Source organism: Kluyvera georgiana (genome assembly GCF_050990895.1).
In the GTDB taxonomy this organism is placed as follows: domain Bacteria; phylum Pseudomonadota; class Gammaproteobacteria; order Enterobacterales; family Enterobacteriaceae; genus Kluyvera; species Kluyvera georgiana.
Genome location: NZ_CP158865.1, coordinates 4771953 through 4792161 on the forward strand (window position 1 = coordinate 4771953; position 20209 = coordinate 4792161).

Annotated in this window: 17 protein-coding genes; 10 read left to right on the plus strand and 7 right to left on the minus strand. The window is 55.2% G+C overall.

The window, feature by feature from the left end:
- Window positions 1-6 precede the first annotated feature (6 nt).
- The 3 genes from gppA to ABTW00_RS22590 all read left to right on the plus strand — a co-directional run bounded on the left by gppA (window position 7) and on the right by ABTW00_RS22590 (window position 3551).
- On the plus strand, window positions 7-1503 hold the full coding sequence (gene gppA, locus ABTW00_RS22580) for a guanosine-5'-triphosphate,3'-diphosphate diphosphatase (RefSeq protein WP_065357491.1): 1497 nt from the start codon (window positions 7-9) through the stop codon (window positions 1501-1503).
- A 22-nt stretch (window positions 1504-1525) separates the two neighbouring features.
- Window positions 1526-2434: a LysR family transcriptional regulator gene (locus ABTW00_RS22585; RefSeq protein ID WP_433637742.1), complete on the plus strand. Its 909-nt coding sequence runs from the start codon at window positions 1526-1528 to the stop codon at window positions 2432-2434.
- Window positions 2435-2552: 118 nt separating this feature from the next.
- A complete protein-coding gene (locus ABTW00_RS22590) occupies window positions 2553-3551 on the plus strand; it encodes an amidohydrolase family protein (protein WP_433637744.1) in 999 nt (332 codons plus the stop codon).
- A 130-nt stretch (window positions 3552-3681) separates the two neighbouring features.
- Here the strand turns inward: ABTW00_RS22590 and rep are convergent, their stop codons facing one another.
- Complete coding sequence (gene rep / locus ABTW00_RS22595; protein ID WP_065357494.1) at window positions 3682-5703, minus strand: DNA helicase Rep; 2022 nt, start codon at window positions 5701-5703, stop codon at window positions 3682-3684.
- A 429-nt stretch (window positions 5704-6132) separates the two neighbouring features.
- Between rep and ABTW00_RS22600 the strand changes: the two genes are divergently transcribed.
- Genes ABTW00_RS22600 through ppiC form a run of 3 tightly spaced genes read left to right on the plus strand, consistent with a single transcriptional unit; the run spans window position 6133 to window position 9371 of the window.
- Window positions 6133-7527, plus strand: a complete 1395-nt coding sequence (locus tag ABTW00_RS22600; protein ID WP_064546387.1) for a glycoside-pentoside-hexuronide (GPH):cation symporter — start codon at window positions 6133-6135, stop codon at window positions 7525-7527.
- Window positions 7528-7538: 11 nt separating this feature from the next.
- The gene (locus ABTW00_RS22605; RefSeq protein WP_064546386.1) at window positions 7539-9032 is read left to right on the plus strand and encodes an alpha-N-arabinofuranosidase; all 1494 of its coding nucleotides are present in this window, start codon (window positions 7539-7541) and stop codon (window positions 9030-9032) included.
- Between the two features lie 57 nt (window positions 9033-9089).
- On the plus strand, window positions 9090-9371 hold the full coding sequence (gene ppiC / locus ABTW00_RS22610) for a peptidylprolyl isomerase PpiC (RefSeq protein ID WP_001140251.1): 282 nt from the start codon (window positions 9090-9092) through the stop codon (window positions 9369-9371).
- A gap of 135 nt (window positions 9372-9506) precedes the next feature.
- On the opposite strand, the gene ilvC is transcribed toward ppiC, so the two are convergent.
- Window positions 9507-10982 (minus strand): ketol-acid reductoisomerase, encoded by a 1476-nt coding sequence (gene ilvC / locus ABTW00_RS22615; protein WP_001726996.1) that lies wholly within the window; start codon window positions 10980-10982, stop codon window positions 9507-9509.
- Window positions 10983-11133: 151 nt separating this feature from the next.
- On the opposite strand from ilvC, the gene ilvY reads away from it, so the two are divergent.
- The 4 genes from ilvY (at window position 11134) to fabV (ending at window position 15214) form a co-directional block, all read left to right on the plus strand.
- Window positions 11134-12036 (plus strand): HTH-type transcriptional activator IlvY, encoded by a 903-nt coding sequence (ilvY, locus tag ABTW00_RS22620; protein WP_064546385.1) that lies wholly within the window; start codon window positions 11134-11136, stop codon window positions 12034-12036.
- 131 nt (window positions 12037-12167) lie between these two features.
- The gene (locus ABTW00_RS22625; RefSeq protein ID WP_433637761.1) at window positions 12168-13172 is read left to right on the plus strand and encodes a dihydroxyacetone kinase subunit DhaK; all 1005 of its coding nucleotides are present in this window, start codon (window positions 12168-12170) and stop codon (window positions 13170-13172) included.
- 1 nt (window position 13173) lies between these two features.
- Complete coding sequence (dhaL, locus tag ABTW00_RS22630) at window positions 13174-13803, plus strand: dihydroxyacetone kinase subunit DhaL (protein WP_064546381.1); 630 nt, start codon at window positions 13174-13176, stop codon at window positions 13801-13803.
- A gap of 217 nt (window positions 13804-14020) precedes the next feature.
- A complete protein-coding gene (gene fabV / locus ABTW00_RS22635; RefSeq protein ID WP_064546379.1) occupies window positions 14021-15214 on the plus strand; it encodes an enoyl-ACP reductase FabV in 1194 nt (397 codons plus the stop codon).
- Window positions 15215-15346: 132 nt separating this feature from the next.
- Here the strand turns inward: fabV and ABTW00_RS22640 are convergent, their stop codons facing one another.
- From ABTW00_RS22640 to ABTW00_RS22660, 5 genes are all read right to left on the minus strand, one after another.
- A complete protein-coding gene (locus ABTW00_RS22640; protein ID WP_064546377.1) occupies window positions 15347-15613 on the minus strand; it encodes an HPr family phosphocarrier protein in 267 nt (88 codons plus the stop codon).
- 15 nt (window positions 15614-15628) lie between these two features.
- Window positions 15629-16270, minus strand: a complete 642-nt coding sequence (locus ABTW00_RS22645; RefSeq protein WP_271447561.1) for a DAK2 domain-containing protein — start codon at window positions 16268-16270, stop codon at window positions 15629-15631.
- A 9-nt stretch (window positions 16271-16279) separates the two neighbouring features.
- Window positions 16280-17293 (minus strand): dihydroxyacetone kinase subunit DhaK, encoded by a 1014-nt coding sequence (locus tag ABTW00_RS22650; RefSeq protein WP_433637768.1) that lies wholly within the window; start codon window positions 17291-17293, stop codon window positions 16280-16282.
- A gap of 46 nt (window positions 17294-17339) precedes the next feature.
- The gene (locus tag ABTW00_RS22655; protein ID WP_064546373.1) at window positions 17340-18002 is read right to left on the minus strand and encodes a class II aldolase/adducin family protein; all 663 of its coding nucleotides are present in this window, start codon (window positions 18000-18002) and stop codon (window positions 17340-17342) included.
- 102 nt (window positions 18003-18104) lie between these two features.
- Window positions 18105-20168 carry a BglG family transcription antiterminator gene (locus ABTW00_RS22660; protein ID WP_433637770.1) on the minus strand — a complete coding sequence of 688 codons (2064 nt, stop codon included), beginning with the start codon at window positions 20166-20168 and terminating at the stop codon, window positions 18105-18107.
- Window positions 20169-20209: the final 41 nt, after the last annotated feature.

Below are 20209 nucleotides of genomic sequence, written 5' to 3' on the forward strand. Positions count from 1 at the left end.
AAGAGTATGCTCACTACCTCGCTGTACGCAGCCATTGATCTCGGTTCCAATAGTTTTCATATGCTGATCGTGCGCGAGGTGGCGGGTAGCATCCAGACCCTCACCCGCATCAAGCGCAAAGTGCGCCTGGCCGCCGGGCTGAGCCAGGACAACATCCTGTCGACGGAAGCCATGGAGCGTGGCTGGCAGTGTCTGCGCCTGTTTGCCGAACGTCTACAAGATATTCCCCCCACGCAAATCCGCATCGTGGCGACGGCAACGCTGCGTCTTGCCGTTAACGCCGATGTTTTTATCGCCAAAGCACAGGAAATCCTTGGCTGTCCGGTTCAGGTTATCCGCGGCGAAGAAGAAGCGCGCCTGATTTATCAGGGCGTGGCGCACACCACCGGCGGCGACGATCGTCGCTTAGTGGTCGATATCGGCGGCGCCAGTACTGAACTGGTGACCGGCACCGGTGCGCAAACCACCTCGCTGTTCAGCCTGTCGATGGGTTGCGTGACCTGGCTTGAACGCTACTTTACCGACCGTAACCTGGCGCAGGAACATTTCGACGAAGCGGAACGTGCCGCCCGTGAAGTGTTAAAGCCGGTTGCGGATGAACTGCGTCACCACGGCTGGAAAGTCTGTGTCGGCGCATCCGGTACGGTTCAGGCGTTGCAGGAAATCATGATGGCGCAGGGGATGGATGAGCGCATTACCCTTGCCAAACTTCAGCAGCTTAAACAGCGCGCCATTCAGTGTGGTCGTCTGGAAGAGCTGGAAATTGAAGGGCTGACGCTGGAGCGCGCGCTGGTGTTCCCGAGCGGGCTCGCCATCCTTATCGCCATTTTCACCGAACTGGATATCCAGTGTATGACCCTGGCCGGCGGCGCGCTACGCGAAGGGCTGGTCTACGGCATGCTGCATCTGGCGGTCGACGAAGATATTCGCAGCCGCACGCTGCGTAATATTCAGCGCCGTTTTATGGTTGATATCGAGCAGGCAAATCGCGTGTCCCAATTGGCGGCAAATTTTGTCGAACAGGTGAAAGAGAGTTGGGATCTGGAGCCGTTAAGCAGCGAACTACTGTTAAGTGCCTGCGCGCTGCATGAGATTGGACTCAGCGTCGATTTTAAACAAGCTCCGCAGCATGCGGCCTATCTGGTACGTAATCTTGACCTGCCGGGCTTTACTCCTGCGCAGAAAAAGCTGCTCGCTACCCTGCTACTGAATCAGACCAACACCGTTAATCTGCCCACGCTCCACCAGCAGAACGCCGTACCGCCGCGCGTGGCGGAGCATCTCTGCCGTTTGCTACGACTGGCGATTCTGTTTGCTGGCCGCCGCCGGGATGACCTTCTGCCAGCCATTACGCTCACCGTCGATGGGGAAAATCTGACCCTCACGCTGCCGGAGAGCTGGCTGGAACAGCATCCGCTGGGGCGTGAAATGATCGATCAAGAGTGCCAGTGGCAAAGCTACATCCACTGGCCGCTGCAGGTTGCTGGCGGCACCGCGCAGTAAGCCAACCATCAAGGGGCAGACGATGCGCGATGAACTGGATATCAAGTCACTGCGTTTTTTCTCTGCTCTCTACCGCTTAGGTAACGTCTCTCCCGCCGCCGATGCCCTTAGCATCAGCCAGCCGACCGGCAGCATTCTGCTAAAACGGCTACGCGACCACTTTGATGACCCGCTGTTTATTCGCGTAGGCCAGCGTATGGAGCCCACGCCGCGCGCGGACTTTATCGCCCAGACGGTCTTTACCATTCTCGACCTCGCCGATAACGCGCTGATGAAAATCCCGGACTTTTCGCCGCAAACCAGTACGCGAAACTTTACTCTCAGCATGACTGATATCAGCCAGATGACCCTGCTTCCACACCTGCAAACCCAGCTTCACGAACTCGGAGCGGAAGGCATCGCCTTCTCGGTGCTGAATATCGACGAGAGCACGCCGGGAGATCTCGAGTCAGGCAAATGTGATTTAGCGATTGGCTATCTGCGTCAGGTACCCGACAGCATCTATCAGCAGCGCCTGTTTAATCAGTCCTACGTCTGCCTGTGCGCCGCCAACCATCCCCGCATCCGTGAGGCCTTTACGCTGACAGACTGGCATCGGGAAAGGCATCTGGCTATTCGCATCAATGGTACCGGACATGGTGATATTGATAACCTGCTTGAAGAAATCGGGCAGTCCCGCCGCGTGGCGCTTACGCTGCCCAGCTTCTTAGGCGCAGGCGAACTGGTAGCCGATAGCAATCTTATCGCCGTGGTGCCGGAACAACCTGCACGTCATCTGATGAAACACTACCCGTGCCGTATCTGGCCGCTGCCATTCTCTCTGCCCGGTATCGCCATCCGGCAGCTCTGGCACCAGCGTCACCACCGCGACCCCGGCCACGTCTGGCTGCGTGGGCTGATTGCCGCCATTGCCGAGCGACACCTCGCCTGATGCCCTATTCGATTTTGTAATAACCTCTATTGCGTTTCACGCATTGCCGCCACTACGCGCAAAAACCTATTCTGCGGGCAGACAAACGTTAGCCCTCTAGCCGAATAAGGAATGCATCATGCGTGGAAAAATCGCCCTCGAAGAACATGTCTCTACCCCAGAAAATAACCGCCTTTGGGACGCCAGCGGCGAAGCGGCGCGTAACGGCAGTGAATACATGAAAGACGTTGAACGCCGCTTAATGGATCGCAGCATCCAGCTTGATGAGATGGCACAGCGCAATATCGACCATGTCATTTTGTCTCTCACCTCGCCGGGCGCGCAGTCGATTCTGGATCAAGCCAGCGCCGTCTCTTTTGCCCGTAACACCAACGACTACCTCGTTGAGCACTGCGTGAAGCCGCACCCGGATAAGTTCAGCGCTTTCGCCACCCTGGCTTTGCAAAACCCGGAGGCCGCCGCCGATGAGCTAGAACGCGCAGTGAAAACTCTGGGTATGAAAGGGGCGTTGATTAACGGCTATACCAACGTCAAGGACAGCGAGCACGGGCTGTATCTGGATGATGAGTCCATGCTGGTGTTCTGGGATAAAGTGAATGCCTTAAACGTGCCGGTGTATCTGCACCCGCGCGAACCTTTAGAAGGCCCGGCCCGCGGAATTTATACCGGCTACGAAAGCCTGATCGGCTCCGCCTGGGGCTTTGCGCAAGAGACCGCCGTCCACGCCATTCGCCTGATGATGAGCGGCCTGTTTGACCGTTATCCAAATCTGAACATTGTGCTGGGGCACCTGGGAGAAGGGCTGGTGCACATGCTGCCACGTACTCAACATCGCCTGTACCGCCAGCGTTTTGGCATCGGTTTAGGCAAGGCAGAGAAACCGCTGATGCACTACCTGCAGAATAATTTCATTGTCACCACCAGCGGGCACTTTAATACCCACTCGCTGCACAATGCGCTGGAGATTATGGGGGAAGATCGGGTGATGTTCTCCGTCGACTATCCTTATGAAGATATTCACCAGGCCTGCGACTGGTTCGATCCGCTGGAGATGGATATGGCGCTGAAAAACAAGATTGCCTGGGGGAACGCCAGCCGGGTGTTTGGTATCAAGTAATGCGGGTAGTGCCGGATGGCGGCCTCGCCTTATCCGGCCTACTATGACCTGTGGCCCGGCCGAGGCAACGTCGACGCCGGGGAAGCGCTGTGCACATTTCCGGCGTTGCTTTACTCGGTCGAGCTGCTTGTTAACCTTTTTTCGCTTTGGCCAGCATTTCACGGATGTTGGCGACGTTCGCCTGCCCTTTGTGCATGCGTTCTTCCGCGGTAATCACCTTCCGCTCCTGTTCCCAGATCACATCATCCTGCGGCAGTTCCAGCAGGAAACGACTCGGCTCCGGGCGAACCAGTTCGCCATACTGACGGCGCTCTTTGCACAGGGTAAAAATCAGCTCCTTTTGCGCGCGGGTAATGCCCACGTAAGCAAGGCGGCGCTCTTCATCGACATTGTCCTCGTCGATGCTGCTCTGGTGCGGTAGCAGCCCCTCTTCCATCCCCACCAGGAAGACGTACGGGAACTCCAGCCCTTTTGATGCGTGCAGGGTCATCAGCTGCACCTGATCCAGTTCTTCCTCACTTTCACCGCGTTCCATCATGTCGCGCAGCGTAAAGCGGGTGACCACCTGGGTCAGAGTCATCGGCTCTTCCAGCTCGCTGCCTTCCAGCATCTCCGTCATCCAGCTAAACAGCGTGTTGACGTTTTTCATGCGCATTTCGGCGGCTTTCGGGCTGGGCGAGGTTTCAAACAGCCAGGATTCGTAATCAATACCGTGAATCAGATCGCGCACGGCGGCAATCGGTTCGCGTTCCGCCAGGCGCTGAATTTCGCCCAGCCACTGGGTAAAGCGCGTCAGCGATTCATAGCCGCGCCCGGTGAGCGTCTGACTTAGCCCCATATCGAAGCTGGCGGTGAACAGGCTCTTGTTGCGGGTCATCGCCCATTCGCCGAGCTTTTGCAGCGTCGCGGGGCCAATCTCGCGTTTCGGCGTGTTGACGATACGCAGGAACGCGCTGTCATCATCCGGGTTGCTCAGCACGCGCAGGTAGGCCAGCAGGTCTTTAATCTCCGGGCGTGAGAAGAACGAGGTGCCGCCGGAAATTTTGTACGGGATGCGGTTCTGCATCAGGAATTTTTCAAACACCCGCGACTGGTGGTTGCCGCGGTAGAGGATCGCGTAATCCTTATACTGCGTCTTGTTGACGAAGTGGTGTGCAATTAACTCGCCGGTAACACGTTCCGCTTCGTGTTCTTCATGGTTGGCGCTCAGCACTTTCAGCTCTGGCCCGTAGCCCAGTTCGGAGAACAGACGCTTTTCAAACACGTGCGGGTTGTTGGCGATCAGAATGTTCGCCGCCTTCAGGATACGCCCGGAGGAACGATAGTTCTGCTCGAGCTTAATGACCTGCAGCGCGGGGAAATCTTGACTCAGCAGCACCAGGTTTTGCGGACGCGCGCCGCGCCATGAGTAGATGGACTGATCGTCATCCCCCACCACGGTAAAGCGTGCACGTTGCCCCACCAGCAGCTTCACCAGCTCGTACTGGCTGGTGTTGGTATCCTGGTATTCATCCACCAGCAGGTAGCGAATTTTGTTCTGCCAGCGCTCACGCACCTCTTCATTACGTTGCAACAACAGCGTCGGCAGCAGGATCAGATCGTCGAAGTCCAGCACATTACAGGCCTTCATATGGGCATCATACAGGCCGTAGCAGTGGGCAAAAATACGATCCCGCTCGCCCTTCGCGCTGGCCGCCGCCTGCGCCGGGGTCATCAGATCGTTTTTCCAGTTGGAGATCGTCGAGATCAGCTGCTGGAACACCACCTTATCGTCTTCAATCAGCCCTTCAGTCAGCTCCTTGAGCAGCGCGGTCTGGTCGGTATCGTCAAACAGCGAGAAGTTCGACTTCATGCCCAGCGCGGCGTACTCGCGCTTAATGATATCCAGCCCCAGCGTGTGGAAAGTGGAGATCATCAGCCCGCGTGCTTCTTTGCGCCCTAACGTTTGCGCCACACGCTCTTTCATCTCACGCGCGGCCTTGTTGGTAAAGGTCACGGCGGCAATATGGCGCGCCTGATAGCCACAGGCGTGGATCAGGTGGGCAATCTTGTTGGTGATAACGCGGGTCTTGCCGGAGCCAGCACCCGCCAGCACCAGGCAGGGTCCGGTGACGAATTCGACGGCTTGTTGTTGTCCGGGGTTCAAACGCATAGGGGGATTGCTCAATCTGTAAACACGGGGGTGTGGATTGTAGCAGAAAGTCTGGCGGGAGGGATCGCCCACCGAGACGCGCCGGAGAAAATCGGCGACGGACGGAATGGAGGCTGATGTTTATGCCACAGGACCACGCTTTTACCCGAGGAAAATCGAAAAACCGTATTCTGCATAATATATTTTGAAAACAATTCATCCTCTGAATAATTAATTTCAAATGAAAACCAATGCGTTATTAATATGGAGAATATAGCTGTATCCCTGCACAAAAAAGAGGGTAACAAGCGATATCAATGAAACATCACAAAATGAAAGCAATGCCGTCAATAGTATTGTCACCGTCATGACTCTCGTTATCTGTTTGGGTTTACCTGTTGTTCTCACTGTTAGCAATAATTAACCACTTACTTTATGGTGAAATAAAGAATGGCACAGGAAATTTTATTACCAGACGTCACCGTGGCCAATAGCACGGAGAGATTGAGCGTTAGGGAGAAGCTAGGATTTGGTTTTGGCGATGCGGCCTGTAATATGAGTTGGGGCCCTGTCACCATGTTTCTCACCTATTTTTATACCGATATATTTGGCCTTGATGCGGCGCTCCTCGCCACCATGTTTTTAGTCGTCAGGCTGGTCGATGCGTTTGTCGACCCCATGCTTGGCGGTATTGCCGATCGCACGCGTTCACGCTATGGACGTTTTCGCCCTTATATTCTTTACGGCTGTGTTCCCTTCTGCCTGATCTGTATCCTCGCGTTCTATACGCCGGACATCACCGCGGGCTGGAAAGGCGTGTATGCTTTTGTCACCTACCTGTTGCTGTCCGTACTGTACAGCACGGTCAATATTCCTTACTGCTCGTTGGGCAGCGTGATTACCGCCAACCCGGTCGATCGCATCTCGTGTCAGTCCTATCGTTTTACCATGGCCAACTGTGCGGTGCTGCTGTGTTCCTTAACGCTGTTGCCGCTCGTACACTATTTCGGCGCGGGCGATCAGCAAAAAGGGTTCTTTATTACCAACACCCTCTTTTCAATTATTGGTCTCTGCATGTTCCTGCTGTGTGTCTTCAATACCCGCGAGCGCATCGCGCCGGAAGAAGGGCCGCAGGAAAATATCTTCAAAAGCCTGCTTTTTGCCTTTAAAAACAAGCAGTGGGTTCTGGTGGTCTCCGGGATGTTTATCGGTTGTATTCCCGCTTTTGTCTGCGGCGGCGCGACCATCTATTTCACCAAATATCTCATGCACCTTAACGACCTCTGGACGACAGTGTTTATCAGTATCGGGATCGTGGCTGCGATATTAGGTAACCTGACCACGAATACGTTAACGAAATATATTTGCAAGGTGAAACTATATATTTACGTTGGTTTTATTACCGCGGCCATCTCCATCCTTATTTACTTTATCGACCCACGAAACATAGAGACTATTTTCGCCCTCAACACTCTGCGCGGCTATATTGGCGCGATTACGGTGCCGATATTCTGGTCCTTTATTGGCGATGCCGACGACTTTGGCGCATGGAAGTTCAAGCGTCGCATGTCCGGCGTCTATGCGTCCGGCAACCTGTTTGCCCTGAAGGTGAGTCTGGCGATTGCCGGCACGATTACCGCCACCATTCTGTCCTTAACGCACTATGTTCCGGACGCGCCTCAGCAAACGCCGGAGACGTTGAACGCCATTATGCTGCTGATCACCGTCATTCCCGCAGCGGGCAGCATCATCACATCACTGCTGTTCCTGTTCTTTTACAAGCTGGACACCCGGATGATGAACGAAATTCAGACCGATTTAAAAGCTAACCACTACCCCGCTTAAGGAGGAACGTTATGTCGAAGCTCCACTTCGCCATTACCCCGGAGAATCGCATCGCCGAGATTAACCCCCGGCTGTTTGGCTCTTTCGTTGAGCATCTGGGCCGCGCGGTATATACCGGTATTTACGAACCCGGCCACCCGGAAGCCGATGCGCAAGGGTTCCGCCAGGACGTGATTAACCTGGTGAAAGAGATGAACGTCACCACCGTGCGCTATCCCGGCGGCAACTATGTCTCCGGCTTCAACTGGCGCGATGGTATTGGCCCAAAAGAAGAGCGTCCGGTGCGCCTGGACTACGCGTGGATCAGCAAAGAGAGCAACCAGTTCGGCATCAGCGAGTTTAACCGCTGGTGCCAACAAACCCACGTCGAGCCGATGATCGCCATCAATCTGGGGACCGGCACGCCGCAGGAAGCGGGATACTTTATTGAATACTGTAACCACCCTGGCGGCACCTCCCTCAGCGATCTGCGCGTGCAGCACGGCGACGCCGAGCCCTATAACTTTAAACTCTGGTGTCTCGGTAACGAGATGGACGGCCCATGGCAAACCGGGCAGATGAGCGCCGACGACTACGCCAAAAAGGCGCGCGAGACGGCTAAAATTCTGCGCTGCGTCGACCCGGAGGTTGAGCTGATCGCGTGTGGGAGTTCAAGCTCGATGATGGATACCTTCCCCACCTGGGATCGGGTCGTGCTCGAGGAACTGTACGACTACGTCGACTACATCTCCTGCCACCAGTATTATGAAAACGAAGGCACAGAGAGCGACTTCCTGGCCTCCTTCGTCAATATGGACAACTTTATTGAGACCATCGTCAGCACCGCCAACTATGTGAAAGCCTACAAGCGCGGTAAGAAGGACATTATGATCTCCTTCGATGAATGGAACGTCTGGTATCTGCGCGGTGACCCATGGGATGCGCCGATGAAGCACAAAGAGAATCGCTTTAAGGTTGCGCCGCCGCTGCTGGAAGACCGTTACTCTTTTCTCGATGCGCTGGTCGTTGGCGGCCTCCTCTGCTCCCTCATTAACCACTGCGATCGGGTGAAAATGGCCAGCCTGGCGCAGTTAGTGAACGTCATTGCCCCCATCTTTACCGAAACGGGCGGCGGCGTGATTCGTCAGACCATCTTCTGGCCTTTTGCGATGGTGGCTAACGTGGCGAAAGGCAGCGCATTACGCCACTTCATTCCTGCGGGCACCTTCAGCAGCAGATACGGTGATGCACGACGCATCCAGTCTGCCGTGGTTCACAACGCCGCTGAGGGTAAACTCTATTTATTCGCGCTGAACAGCGATTTTCACGACAGCTTTACGCTGGATCCGGATCTGTCGGCGTTTGGCCAGACGCGTCTTGCAGAACATCAGATCCTCCGCTGTGACGATCTCTACGCGAAAAATACCTTTGATCGTCCGGATCGCGTTGCGCCGGAGACGCTCACGGTCTCCGACCTCACCCTGCCGCCGCTGTCATGGAGCCGCATCACCTTCGACATCCTGTAACGGCTTTTACATGCTAATATTGCGCCCTGATTTATCACTTAACCCAGGGCGCAAACCATGGCAAAAACAGCAGCAGCACTGCATATCCTTGTAAAAGAAGAGAAACTGGCACTGGATCTTCTGGAGCAGATTAAAAACGGCGCCGACTTCGGCAAACTGGCGAAGAAGCATTCCATCTGCCCATCGGGCAAACGCGGTGGCGATTTAGGTGAATTCCGCCAGGGCCAGATGGTGCCGGCGTTCGACAAAGTGGTCTTCTCCTGCCCGGTGCTGGAGCCAACCGGCCCTCTGCATACACAGTTCGGTTACCACATCATCAAAGTGCTGTACCGTAACTAATAAAAAGCCCGGTGTGTTTAAACACCGGGCTTTTTTTTGCCGGATGGCGCAACGCTTATCCGGCCTACGTAATGGTCACTTTATTGTAGGCCGGATAAGGCGTTCACGCCGCCATCCGGCGATTCCAGCAGCCTCTTATCCAGCTACTGCAATGCGCTTCATATCAGTCATATAGCCACGCAGCTTCTGGCCCACTTTCTCGATAGCATGACCGCGAATTGCGTCGTTCACGTCGCGCAGCTGCGCGTTGTCTACCGCGCCTTCGGCAATCGCTTTGCCCAGATCGCCGGTCTGCAGCGTGGTCATGAACTCTTTCAGCAGCGGTACGCAAGCGTAAGAGAACAGGTAGTTACCGTATTCTGCGGTATCGGAGATAACCACGTTCATTTCGTACAGACGCTTACGGGCGATGGTGTTGGCAATCAGCGGCAGCTCGTGCAGTGATTCGTAGTAAGCAGATTCTTCGATGATGCCGGAATCGACCATGGTTTCGAACGCCAGCTCAACGCCCGCTTTCACCATCGCAATCATCAGCACGCCTTTATCGAAGTACTCCTGCTCGCCGATTTTACCTTCAAACTGCGGTGCGGTTTCGAACGCGGTTTTGCCGGTCTCTTCACGCCAGGTCAGCAGTTTCTTATCGTCGTTGGCCCAGTCTGCCATCATGCCGGAAGAGAATTCGCCGGAGATGATGTCATCCATGTGTTTCTGGAACAGCGGCGCCATGATCTCTTTCAGCTGTTCGGACAGCGCGTAAGCACGCAGTTTCGCCGGGTTAGACAGACGGTCCATCATCAGGGTGATGCCGCCCTGCTTCAGCGCTTCGGTGATGGTTTCCCAGCCGAACTGAATCAGCTTTTCGGCGTATGCCGGGTCGGTGCCTTCTGCCACCAGCTTGTCGAAGCACAGCAGAGAACCGGCCTGCAGCATACCGCACAGGATAGTCTGCTCGCCCATCAGGTCAGATTTCACTTCCGCCACGAAGGAAGATTCCAGTACGCCCGCACGGTGACCGCCGGTCGCCGCGGCCCAGGCTTTAGCAATCGCCATACCTTCGCCTTTCGGGTCGTTTTCCGGGTGAACGGCGATCAGCGTCGGTACGCCGAAACCACGCTTGTACTCTTCGCGCACTTCGGTACCTGGGCATTTCGGCGCCACCATCACTACGGTGATGTCTTTACGGATCTGCTCGCCCACTTCGACGATGTTGAAGCCATGGGAGTAGCCCAGCGCCGCGCCGTCTTTCATCAGCGGCTGTACGGAACGCACCACGTCAGAGTGCTGTTTGTCCGGCGTCAGGTTAACTACCAGGTCAGCCTGCGGGATCAGCTCTTCGTAGGTGCCTACTTTGAAGCCGTTTTCGGTCGCTTTACGCCAGGAAGCACGCTTCTCAGCGATCGCTTCTTTACGCAGGGCATAAGAAATATCCAGACCGGAGTCACGCATGTTCAGGCCCTGGTTCAGACCCTGAGCGCCACAGCCGACGATGACCACTTTTTTACCCTGAAGGTAGCTCGCGCCGTCGGCGAATTCGTCGCGGCCCATAAAGCGGCATTTACCCAGCTGTGCCAGCTGCTGGCGCAGGTTCAGTGTATTAAAGTAGTTAGCCATGATGGTGTACTCCGTGATGTTGTGTGTCTTATTGTTCGGTTCGCTTTTGCGAGAATAGACTCACATTACAACAGGAAATTTATTGCGGAAATTGATATATTCACAACGTCACGTTGCAATTTATGCAATATAGAACCGTGAGGTGAAATCGGTGGATTTACGCGATCTGAAAACCTTCCTGCATCTGGCGGAAAGCCGCCACTTTGGCCGCAGCGCACGGGCGATGCACGTCAGCCCCTCCACGCTCTCCCGGCAAATTCAGCGGCTGGAAGAGGACCTCGGCCAGGCGCTGTTTGTGCGCGATAACCGCACGGTCACGCTGACCGAAGCGGGGGAAGAACTGCGGGTATTTGCCCAGCAAACGTTGTTGCAGTATCAGCAGTTGCGCCACACCCTCGATCAGCAGGGGCCATCACTTTCTGGTGAGCTGCACATTTTCTGTTCAGTGACAGCGGCTTATAGCCATCTGCCGCCAATCCTCGACCGCTTCCGCGCCGAGCATCCCTCGGTGGAAATTAAGCTCACCACCGGCGACGCCGCCGATGCGATGGACAAAGTGGTCACCGGCGAGGCCGATCTGGCGATTGCCGGTAAGCCGGAAACGCTGCCCGGCGCGGTCGCCTTTTCGATGCTGGAAAATCTGGCGGTGGTGCTGATCGCCCCGGCGCTGCCCTGCCCGGTGCGTAATCAGGTTTCGGTTGATAAGCCCGACTGGTCGACAGTGCCGTTTATCATGGCCGATCAGGGGCCGGTTCGCCGTCGCATTGAGCTGTGGTTCCGTCGTCACAAAATCAGTAATCCATCTATTTACGCTACGGTAGGCGGCCATGAGGCGATGGTGTCGATGGTGGCGCTGGGCTGCGGCGTGGCGCTCATTCCCGAAATCGTGCTGGAAAACAGCCCGGAGCCGGTGCGCAACCGCGTGATGATTTTAGAACGAAGCGATGAGAAGACCCCGTTCGAACTGGGGGTCTGCGTGCAGAAAAAACGGCTGCACGAACCGCTGGTCGATGCGTTCTGGAAGATTGTGCTGGAACGCAAAATCGCCGACTAGCCCTGGCGCATTTGGCCCCCAGTCATGCCCCTGATTTGGGAGATTAATTGGTATCAAAGTTGCCAGGTCTAAACGTGCTGCGCAGGTAAAATCGTCACTAAAGAAACAGAACCTTACGAGAGGGAGTGACGATGCAGAAACCCAAAAAGCTGTTCAACAACACCGATAATATCCGCAGCGAAATCATGGAAGGGCTGGTGTACGCCGGGCGCGGAAAGATCCACGCCCTCCCGGAGTACTGTGCGGTTTATCGCACGATGACGCAAACCGGCCAGACCGTTATCGTCAGCGGCGGTGGCAGCGGCCATGAGCCGACGTTTGCCGGGTTCGTCGGTGAAGGTGGCATCGATGCCTGCGCGCTGGGTGAGGTTTTCACCTCGCCTTCTCCCGATCAGATTATCGAAGCCAGCCGGGCCGTTCATCAGGGCAACGGCATTCTGTTCCTCTATGGGAACTACTCCGGCGACGGCATGAACTTTGATATCGCCGCCGAAATACTGGCGGAAGAAGGGATCGAATGCCGCACCGTACGCGCCACGGATGATATTGCTTCTGCGCCACTGGAAAGAATGTCCGACCGTCGCGGCGTTGGCGGCCTGGCGTTCTTGTATAAACTCGCCGGTGCGGCAGCACAGTTTGAGCGCTACACCCTGCCCGCGCTGGAAGCGCTGGCGCAAAAGGCCAATCACAATACGCGTACCATCGGCGTGGCGCTCAGCGGCTGCGCACTGCCGCAGTCCGACGCCTTTAACTTCACGCTGGCAGACAACGAAATCGAGCTGGGAATTGGTATTCATGGTGAGCCAGGGCTATGCCGCATGCCCATGCCGCATAGCGACGAGCTGGTCGAGATGATGATCGCCCGCCTGTGCGATGACCTACCGTTTGGCCACGGCGATAACGTCTGCGTCAGCGTCAATAACCTGGGCGCGCTGAGCAACACTGAGCTCATGGTCATCACCCGTAAGGTCGGCATGGCGCTGGCAGAACGCGGCATTCACACTCACGACGTGCAGGTCGGCCACTTTTGCACCTCGCTGGAGATGTCCGGATTTTCGTTAAGCCTGCTGCGGCTGGACGATGAAATGCAACGTCTGTATGACCACCCCATCAATACCCTCGGCTGGAGAAAATAAGATGAACACCACGCAATTCACCGCCTGTCTACAGCACGTTGCCCAAGGCATGATCGCCAGCGAACCGCGCCTGACCGCACTCGACCAGGTCATTGGCGATGGCGATCACGGCATTGGCATTAAGCGCGGCTTTACCGCTTTGCAGACGCTACTTTCCGCGCCTGAATTTTCTCCCGCCGATATCGGTGACTGCCTGCTGCAAAGCGGCACGCGGCTGATGACCAGCATGGGCGGCGCTTCCGGCGCGATCTTCGGCACCCTGTTCCGCGCGGGCGGCAAAGGGCTGGCAGGACGCCGCGAGCTGGATGCCGCGACGCTGGCTGAATGGCTGGAGATAGGTATGCAGGCTATCCACCAGCGCGGCGGCGCAGAGCCGGGCGATAAAACGATGATGGATGCACTCGCAGCAGCGGCAACGCGCGCACGTTCAGACACAGCCCTGCCATTATCTGAAGCGCTGGCAAATTGCGCACAGGCGGCGATGGCCGGTGCGGAAGGGACATCCACGATGGTGGCCCGCTTCGGGCGCGCGAAAAATCTCGGCGAGCGGGCCATCGGCCACTGTGACCCCGGCGCGGTGTCGATGGCGCTAATTCTGCAATTTATGGCCGAATTCACCCATTCCAGCTAATCCACCCGCCCGCCTAAAAAGGGTTCATGTCCGTACATGGGCCCTTTTACGTTATAGCGAAAATCAGACGTAATTCATCATTGCAGTCGCTTTTCTGTATAATGCCCCGTGCCATAATAGATGTGGGGGGCTTGTTAACCATGATGTTAAACAAGCCAGAACAGACGGTGTCATTGCGCACTTGACAGCGAAAATACAAACTTAATTAGCCATCATTATGATAATCAAACCAAAAATTCGTGGATTCATCTGTACAACGACCCATCCGACTGGCTGTAAAGTCAACGTGGAAAAACAGATCGAATATGTGAAGAAAAACGGGAAAATCGCTAACGGCCCTTCCCGCGTGCTGGTGATCGGTGCTTCCACCGGTTACGGCCTGGCTTCCAGAATTTCCGCCGCGTTTGGTAGCGGTGCCGCCACTATCGGCGTATTTTTCGAAAAACCGGGCACGGAAACCAAACCGGGTTCCGCGGGCTGGTATAACTCTGCCGCCTTCGATGAAGCCGCTAAGCGCGAAGGTCTGTATTCCAAAAGCATCAACGGCGACGCGTTCTCCGATGAGTGCCGCGACGCAGTGATCAAACTGATCAAAGAAGACCTGGGTCAGATTGATTTAGTCGTTTACTCACTGGCCTCTCCGGTGCGTAAAATGCCGAAAACCGGCGAAGTCGTTCGTTCTGCGCTGAAGCCGATCGGCGAGGTTTACACCTCTAAAGCGATTGATACCAACAAAGATCAGATCATCACCGCCAGCATTGAGCCGGCCACCGAAGAAGAAGTTCAGAACACCGTTACCGTCATGGGCGGCGAGGACTGGGAACTGTGGATGGGCGCGCTGAGCGAAGCGGGCGTGCTGGCCGAAGGCGTGAAAACCGTGGCCTACTCCTACATCGGTACCGACCTGACCTGGCCAATCTACTGGCACGGCGCGCTGGGCAAAGCGAAAGAAGACCTCGATCGCGCGGCAGGTGAACTGCGTAACCAGCTGGCTCCGCTGCACGGTTCCGCTAACGTTGCCGTACTGAAATCGGTTATCACCCAGGCTTCTTCTGCTATTCCGGTGATGCCGCTGTACATCTCTATGGTCTTCAAGCTGATGAAGGAACAGGGCATTCACGAAGGTTGTATCGAGCAGATCAACCGTCTGATGACCACCAGCCTGTACGGCGATAAAGTCGCGCTTGATGACAACCAGCGTATCCGTATGGATGACTGGGAGCTGCGTGACGACATTCAGCAGGCGTGCCGTGACCTGTGGCCGCTGATCACCACCGAAAATCTGGCACAGGAAACCGACTATGCAGGTTACAAGCAGGAATTCCTGAACCTGTTCGGTTTTGCCCTCGACGGCGTGGACTACGACGCTGACGTGAACCCTGAAGTCGAATTCGACGTCATCACGCTGTAATGCGTTGAAGCCGGGTGTCGGTTACGCCTAACCCGGCCAACGAAATTTGTCGTCCCGATAAGCGCAGCGCCATCGGGCAAAGGGTTCATGCGCAAGCATGAACCCTTTTTTATTCCGCCTGACAATGCGTGATTAATCGAAACCAAAGCCTTCCGCGAACAGCACCTTCAGCTTCGCCATCGCCTCCTGCTCATCGCTACCGCTACAGATGATCTCAAGCGATCCTCGGCCTTTGATCCCCGCCCCCAGAATGCTCATGATGCTTTTCCCTTTGATGACCTTGCCATCGTAGATCATCTCGATCCGCGATTGATACTGCGCGCAGGCTTTGGCCAGAACCCCCGCCGGACGGGCATGAATGCCGTGCTGATTGCTGATTTTCACCACTTCTTTCAACATAATTGCGTTCCTTCCTTACCGCCCGTCGCTCGGGCAAATAGCCTGCACGAAGTTAAAATAGCCCTGGATCAGCAGTTGCGCGACCATGGCGCCAGGATCGACAAACGTGCGCGACCGCTCACCGTGAATGGCCGCACGCCCGTGCTTCGCCACCATGGTGGTTGTCTGCTGCACGCCTTGTTGCGCTTGCAATAGCGCATTCCTCGCCGTGGTCAGCGGTTCCTCTCCGACAAGCAGCGCCGCCAGCGCGGGGGCCATACCATCGAGGAAGGTTTTTTCGCCCGGCTGCGCTTTCCCGCGCTGCTGGACGCCGTCGTACCAGGCCTGGAACAACACGCCAGCTTCCGTTAGCTCCAGCGTTTGCCGGCCTTTAAACGCCTTACCCGCCTGCATCAGCCCGGAAGCCATCAGCGTCCCCATCGTCGACGGCACCGCCGAGGCCATCGCCTTGCCAGCCATGTAGAAGAATCGCCCCATGTCACGTTCTTCGCTCTGCTGCGCGTAGCGCGCCGCTGCCGCGAAACCGTCGCTCATGGTCAACCCTAAATCACCGTCGCCAACCACGCTATCCAGCTCGGTCAGGACCGATTTGTTGGCCTCCATGATGCGCTCCCACTCGGTAAAAAGCGGTCGCAGACTCTGCGTATCTAGCGTCATCCCCCCTCCTTAAGCCGGAAACTGGCGGAACATCGGGGTATCGGCCCCAGCGTTGAGCAGCGTTTTCAGCTCTTCATCCACCGGCATCAGGCTAATGGACATACCGGTCATCTCCATTGCCGTCGCAAATTCGCCAATCCAGACGCGGAAAACGCGCATCTGGCTCTCGGCCAGAATCTGATATACATGGCGATACATCAGGTACAACTCTTCCAGCGGCGTAGCGCCAAGCCCATTGATCAACACGGCAACTTCATCGCCCTGCTGGCAAGGTGAGTCCGCCAGCAGCCAGGACATCATCTCTTCGGCAATCTGTTCGGCGCTCAGCTGCGGACCCCGGCGGATACCGCTTTCGCCGTGAATCCCCATGCCAATCTCCATTTCATTGTCGCCAATATGAAAACCTGGTTTACCGATTCGCGGCACGATACACGGCGATAACGCAACGCCCAGCGTACGCACGCGATCGCCTGCTTTCTGCGCAATGCGCTGGACGGTTTCAAGGTCATCCATTCTGGCCGCAGACGCCCCGGCGCATTTGTAGACGAAGAAGATCCCCGCGACCCCACGACGGGTGGTGGCTGCTGTACCGTCCGGCACCGCACCTGCCGAATCGTCAGCCGCCACTACCGTCGCGGTACGAATATCACTCTCCATGTCGGCCATTTCCGCCGCCATATCAAAATTAAAAATATCGCCGTTGTAGTTACCGTACAGGTACAACACGCCCGCACCGCTATCGACCGCCTGCGTGACGGCGAGAATCTGCTCTGGCGACGGCGACTGAAACACATCGCCGATCGCACAGCCGTCCAGCATGCCCTGACCGACATAGCCAAGGAATAGCGGCAGATGCCCAGAACCACCACCGGTGACGATCCCCACCTTGCCGGGCACCGGACGCGCCGTGGCAAGACAGTGGAGATCCTCATTAACACGGCGGAATTTATCGGGATGCGCCAGATAGATACCCTCCAGCATCTCCGGGATAAAGTTCTCCGCCTGATTCAGAAATTTTTTCATGCGCTCTCTCCATGAATATTCCGCCCTGAACGGGCGGGCGCCTCAGTTAGCGGGCAAATTTAATCTGTGACGGGTAGGCCCAGCGCTGCAGCTCCTCTGGCGCAAAGGACTCAGGTTCCTTGCCGCCGTTAATCATCAGCGCGTGGTAGTAAATCTGCGCCATCTCCTCAAGATAGGCAGACTTCAGCACCGCTTCATACGGGTCTTTATCCACGCCAATGGCGCCATGTTTTTCCATGAGAATGGCATCAGCGCGTTTGATTGGCTCGATGACGCTGTTCGACAGCGCTGGCGTACCGGGGCGTCCATACGGAGCGACCGGAATCACCCCATCTTTCAGATTGAGGATCGCGCATTCGTACACGACCGCCGGGATCGGTTTATTCAGTACGGCAAACGAAGTGGCATAGAGCGAGTGAGTGTGGGAGATAGCGAACACGTCTGGCCGTGCTTTGTAGATTTCAATATGCATCAGGCATTCGCTGGTCGGACGTAAACCGGCTTCGCTTTCAATCACGTTTGCCTCAACGTCCATCACCACGATATCCCGGGTTGTTAAATGCATTTTATCAATGGTCGTCGGCGTCACCAGAATAAGACCGGTGTCTTTATCTCTGACGCTGGAATTACCCGCTTTATGTTTACACAGTCCCCATTGCTGAGCGGTTCTGGCCATTTCGACAACGTGTTTTTTCTGAATTTCTAACATAATATTTATCCTGTATACGGTTATAGGGGCGAGCGATGTCGCGACAATGGTTGCCGGGAAATAGCGTTGCAGTTTTTGGCTACAACGGTGTTTAATGACTTATTACAGGTGACGGCCTAATTCTTTTATCAATACATATTCATCCTGTGCACGGCGAATAACATTACCGCCATCATAAAACTCGAGAAATTCATTTAATTGCGCGAGTGCCTTGAGATGTTTCTGTGGATTATTAGTCGCCAGGACGATAATAATATCGGCCTGCATATAACCCGCGAAATCAATCCTGGAAGGCAGACGTAATAACGCCATCCCCGTATCCAATGCGCCATCATCGACGCCCGCGTGGGCGATAATCACGCCATCGGCCAGCATGATATAGGGCTGCTCATCGGCGATTTTATTCAGCATAATTTGCAGATAGCGGGGTTCAATCACGCCGCTTTCCAACAGTGACGCAGCAGCCTGAGTAATGGCCTGCTGCCAGTCGCCGGGTCGAGAAGTGACAAACTGAACGTGTTCGCGCTGCAGTAAGTCCGTCAGCGACGGCGTCGGCGGTTCAATGTTGCCCGCCGCGCTCGCGGCGCTTTTCTCATCGTAGATATAGCTGGCCAGCGCGCGCTGCAACCCTTTGTGATCGATAATGTTGCCGAAGCGTTCGAAGATAAGCAGCAGTTGCTCTATCTGAATGATGTTCGGGTCCACACCCTGCAGCGCGCTGATAACATGATTGCGGAATGCGCTCTTATGGATGCTGCTGATAGATGGATTCACCACAAACACCATCTTGCTGGTGTTCAGGTGTGTGGTTGAGAAGACTACATCGTAGTGCCCGGTATAGCGCTCAAACTCGCGGCGCGACATTACCTCGGTAAAGTGCAATTCCGGGAATAGCACCTGCAGCGTCAGAAACAGATAAGTCGAAATCGTGGCGCTATTCTCACACACAACCACCGCGGTTTTCTGCAGTTTAATCTGATGGATAACCCCTTCGCGGGTCAGCCAGCCGCCAAAAAGCACCGTCAAAAATGCCATCTCTTCATCGGGAATTTCACAGTGCAACACCGTTTCGAACGGCACCGCCGCCCGGCGAACCATCTCGTGCAGGTGGCTGAATTCTTTCACCACCAGATCGTACACGCTGCTGGTGTTGGTCAGATGGTAGCGAATACGATAATAGGCCGGTTTCCAGTGCTGATAGATTTTCTCAATCAACTCATTTTTTTCTTTGATGGTGACGCAGCTTATTTTTTCAAAATTATCGACTACCGCGACCACGCTTTCGAGCAGAAGCGTATCAAGGTGGAAATATTTATCGGCAATACTTTGAATATTTGAACTTTGGATCAGTGCCGTCAGGAAAACCAGTTCATTTTCACTACTGATATTGATTTTACTGATAACGCTCTGCATTAACGTAAATTCTCTGCTGCCAATAATATCGGCGTAGCTGCTCGGGATATTGACCAGACTTTTTCCTGAGTCAATACGGTGCAGGACAAAGCAGATAAAATAAATAAGCTCCTGAAGCTGGCGGTCGGTAAACTGAATTTTAAAGCGTTTTTCAATTTCGCTGAAAACATTACCCACCTTTTCCAGATAGTCGCTCATCACATTGTTGTATTGGGCAATAATGTTTTTGGCGACCGGGATTTCCAGCACCCGGCGCAGGCAGTTTAGCAACAGGTAGCGCTTTTCCAGTTCCTCACCCAGAATATGGTAGCCATTGCCCCTGTCATAGCTTATCTCCAGCCCGTGCTCGATAACTTCGGTTCGCACCTTTTTCAGGTCGTTGATAATCGTATTCTGACTGACGCCCAGCGAAGAGGAGAGATGCAGCAATGAAAGCCGCTCGCTGCGGGTTAACAGCATAAAAATAATCATCTGCCCGCGTTCATCTTCCGAGTAGAGATAGCGATGCTCGGTTTCAGCGGTCTGATTCTGGCGAAAATGCTCAATCACATGGCGCGGAATATGCAGCTTCCCGGTTTTCAGGCGGTTGATCCGGTCGAAGTGGTTCGATTCCAGATAATCATTCACCTTTTTCAGCGTATAGCTCAGCTGTTTGCGCGTCAGGCAAAACTGCTCCTCAAGCTTCGTCCCCGTGATGCCCGGATCGTTCACAATGGCATCCAGCACTGCAACCACGCGTTTATCCATAGCCATGTCGACTCTCCTGCAATCAAAAGTCTGGCGGCGACGCCTGC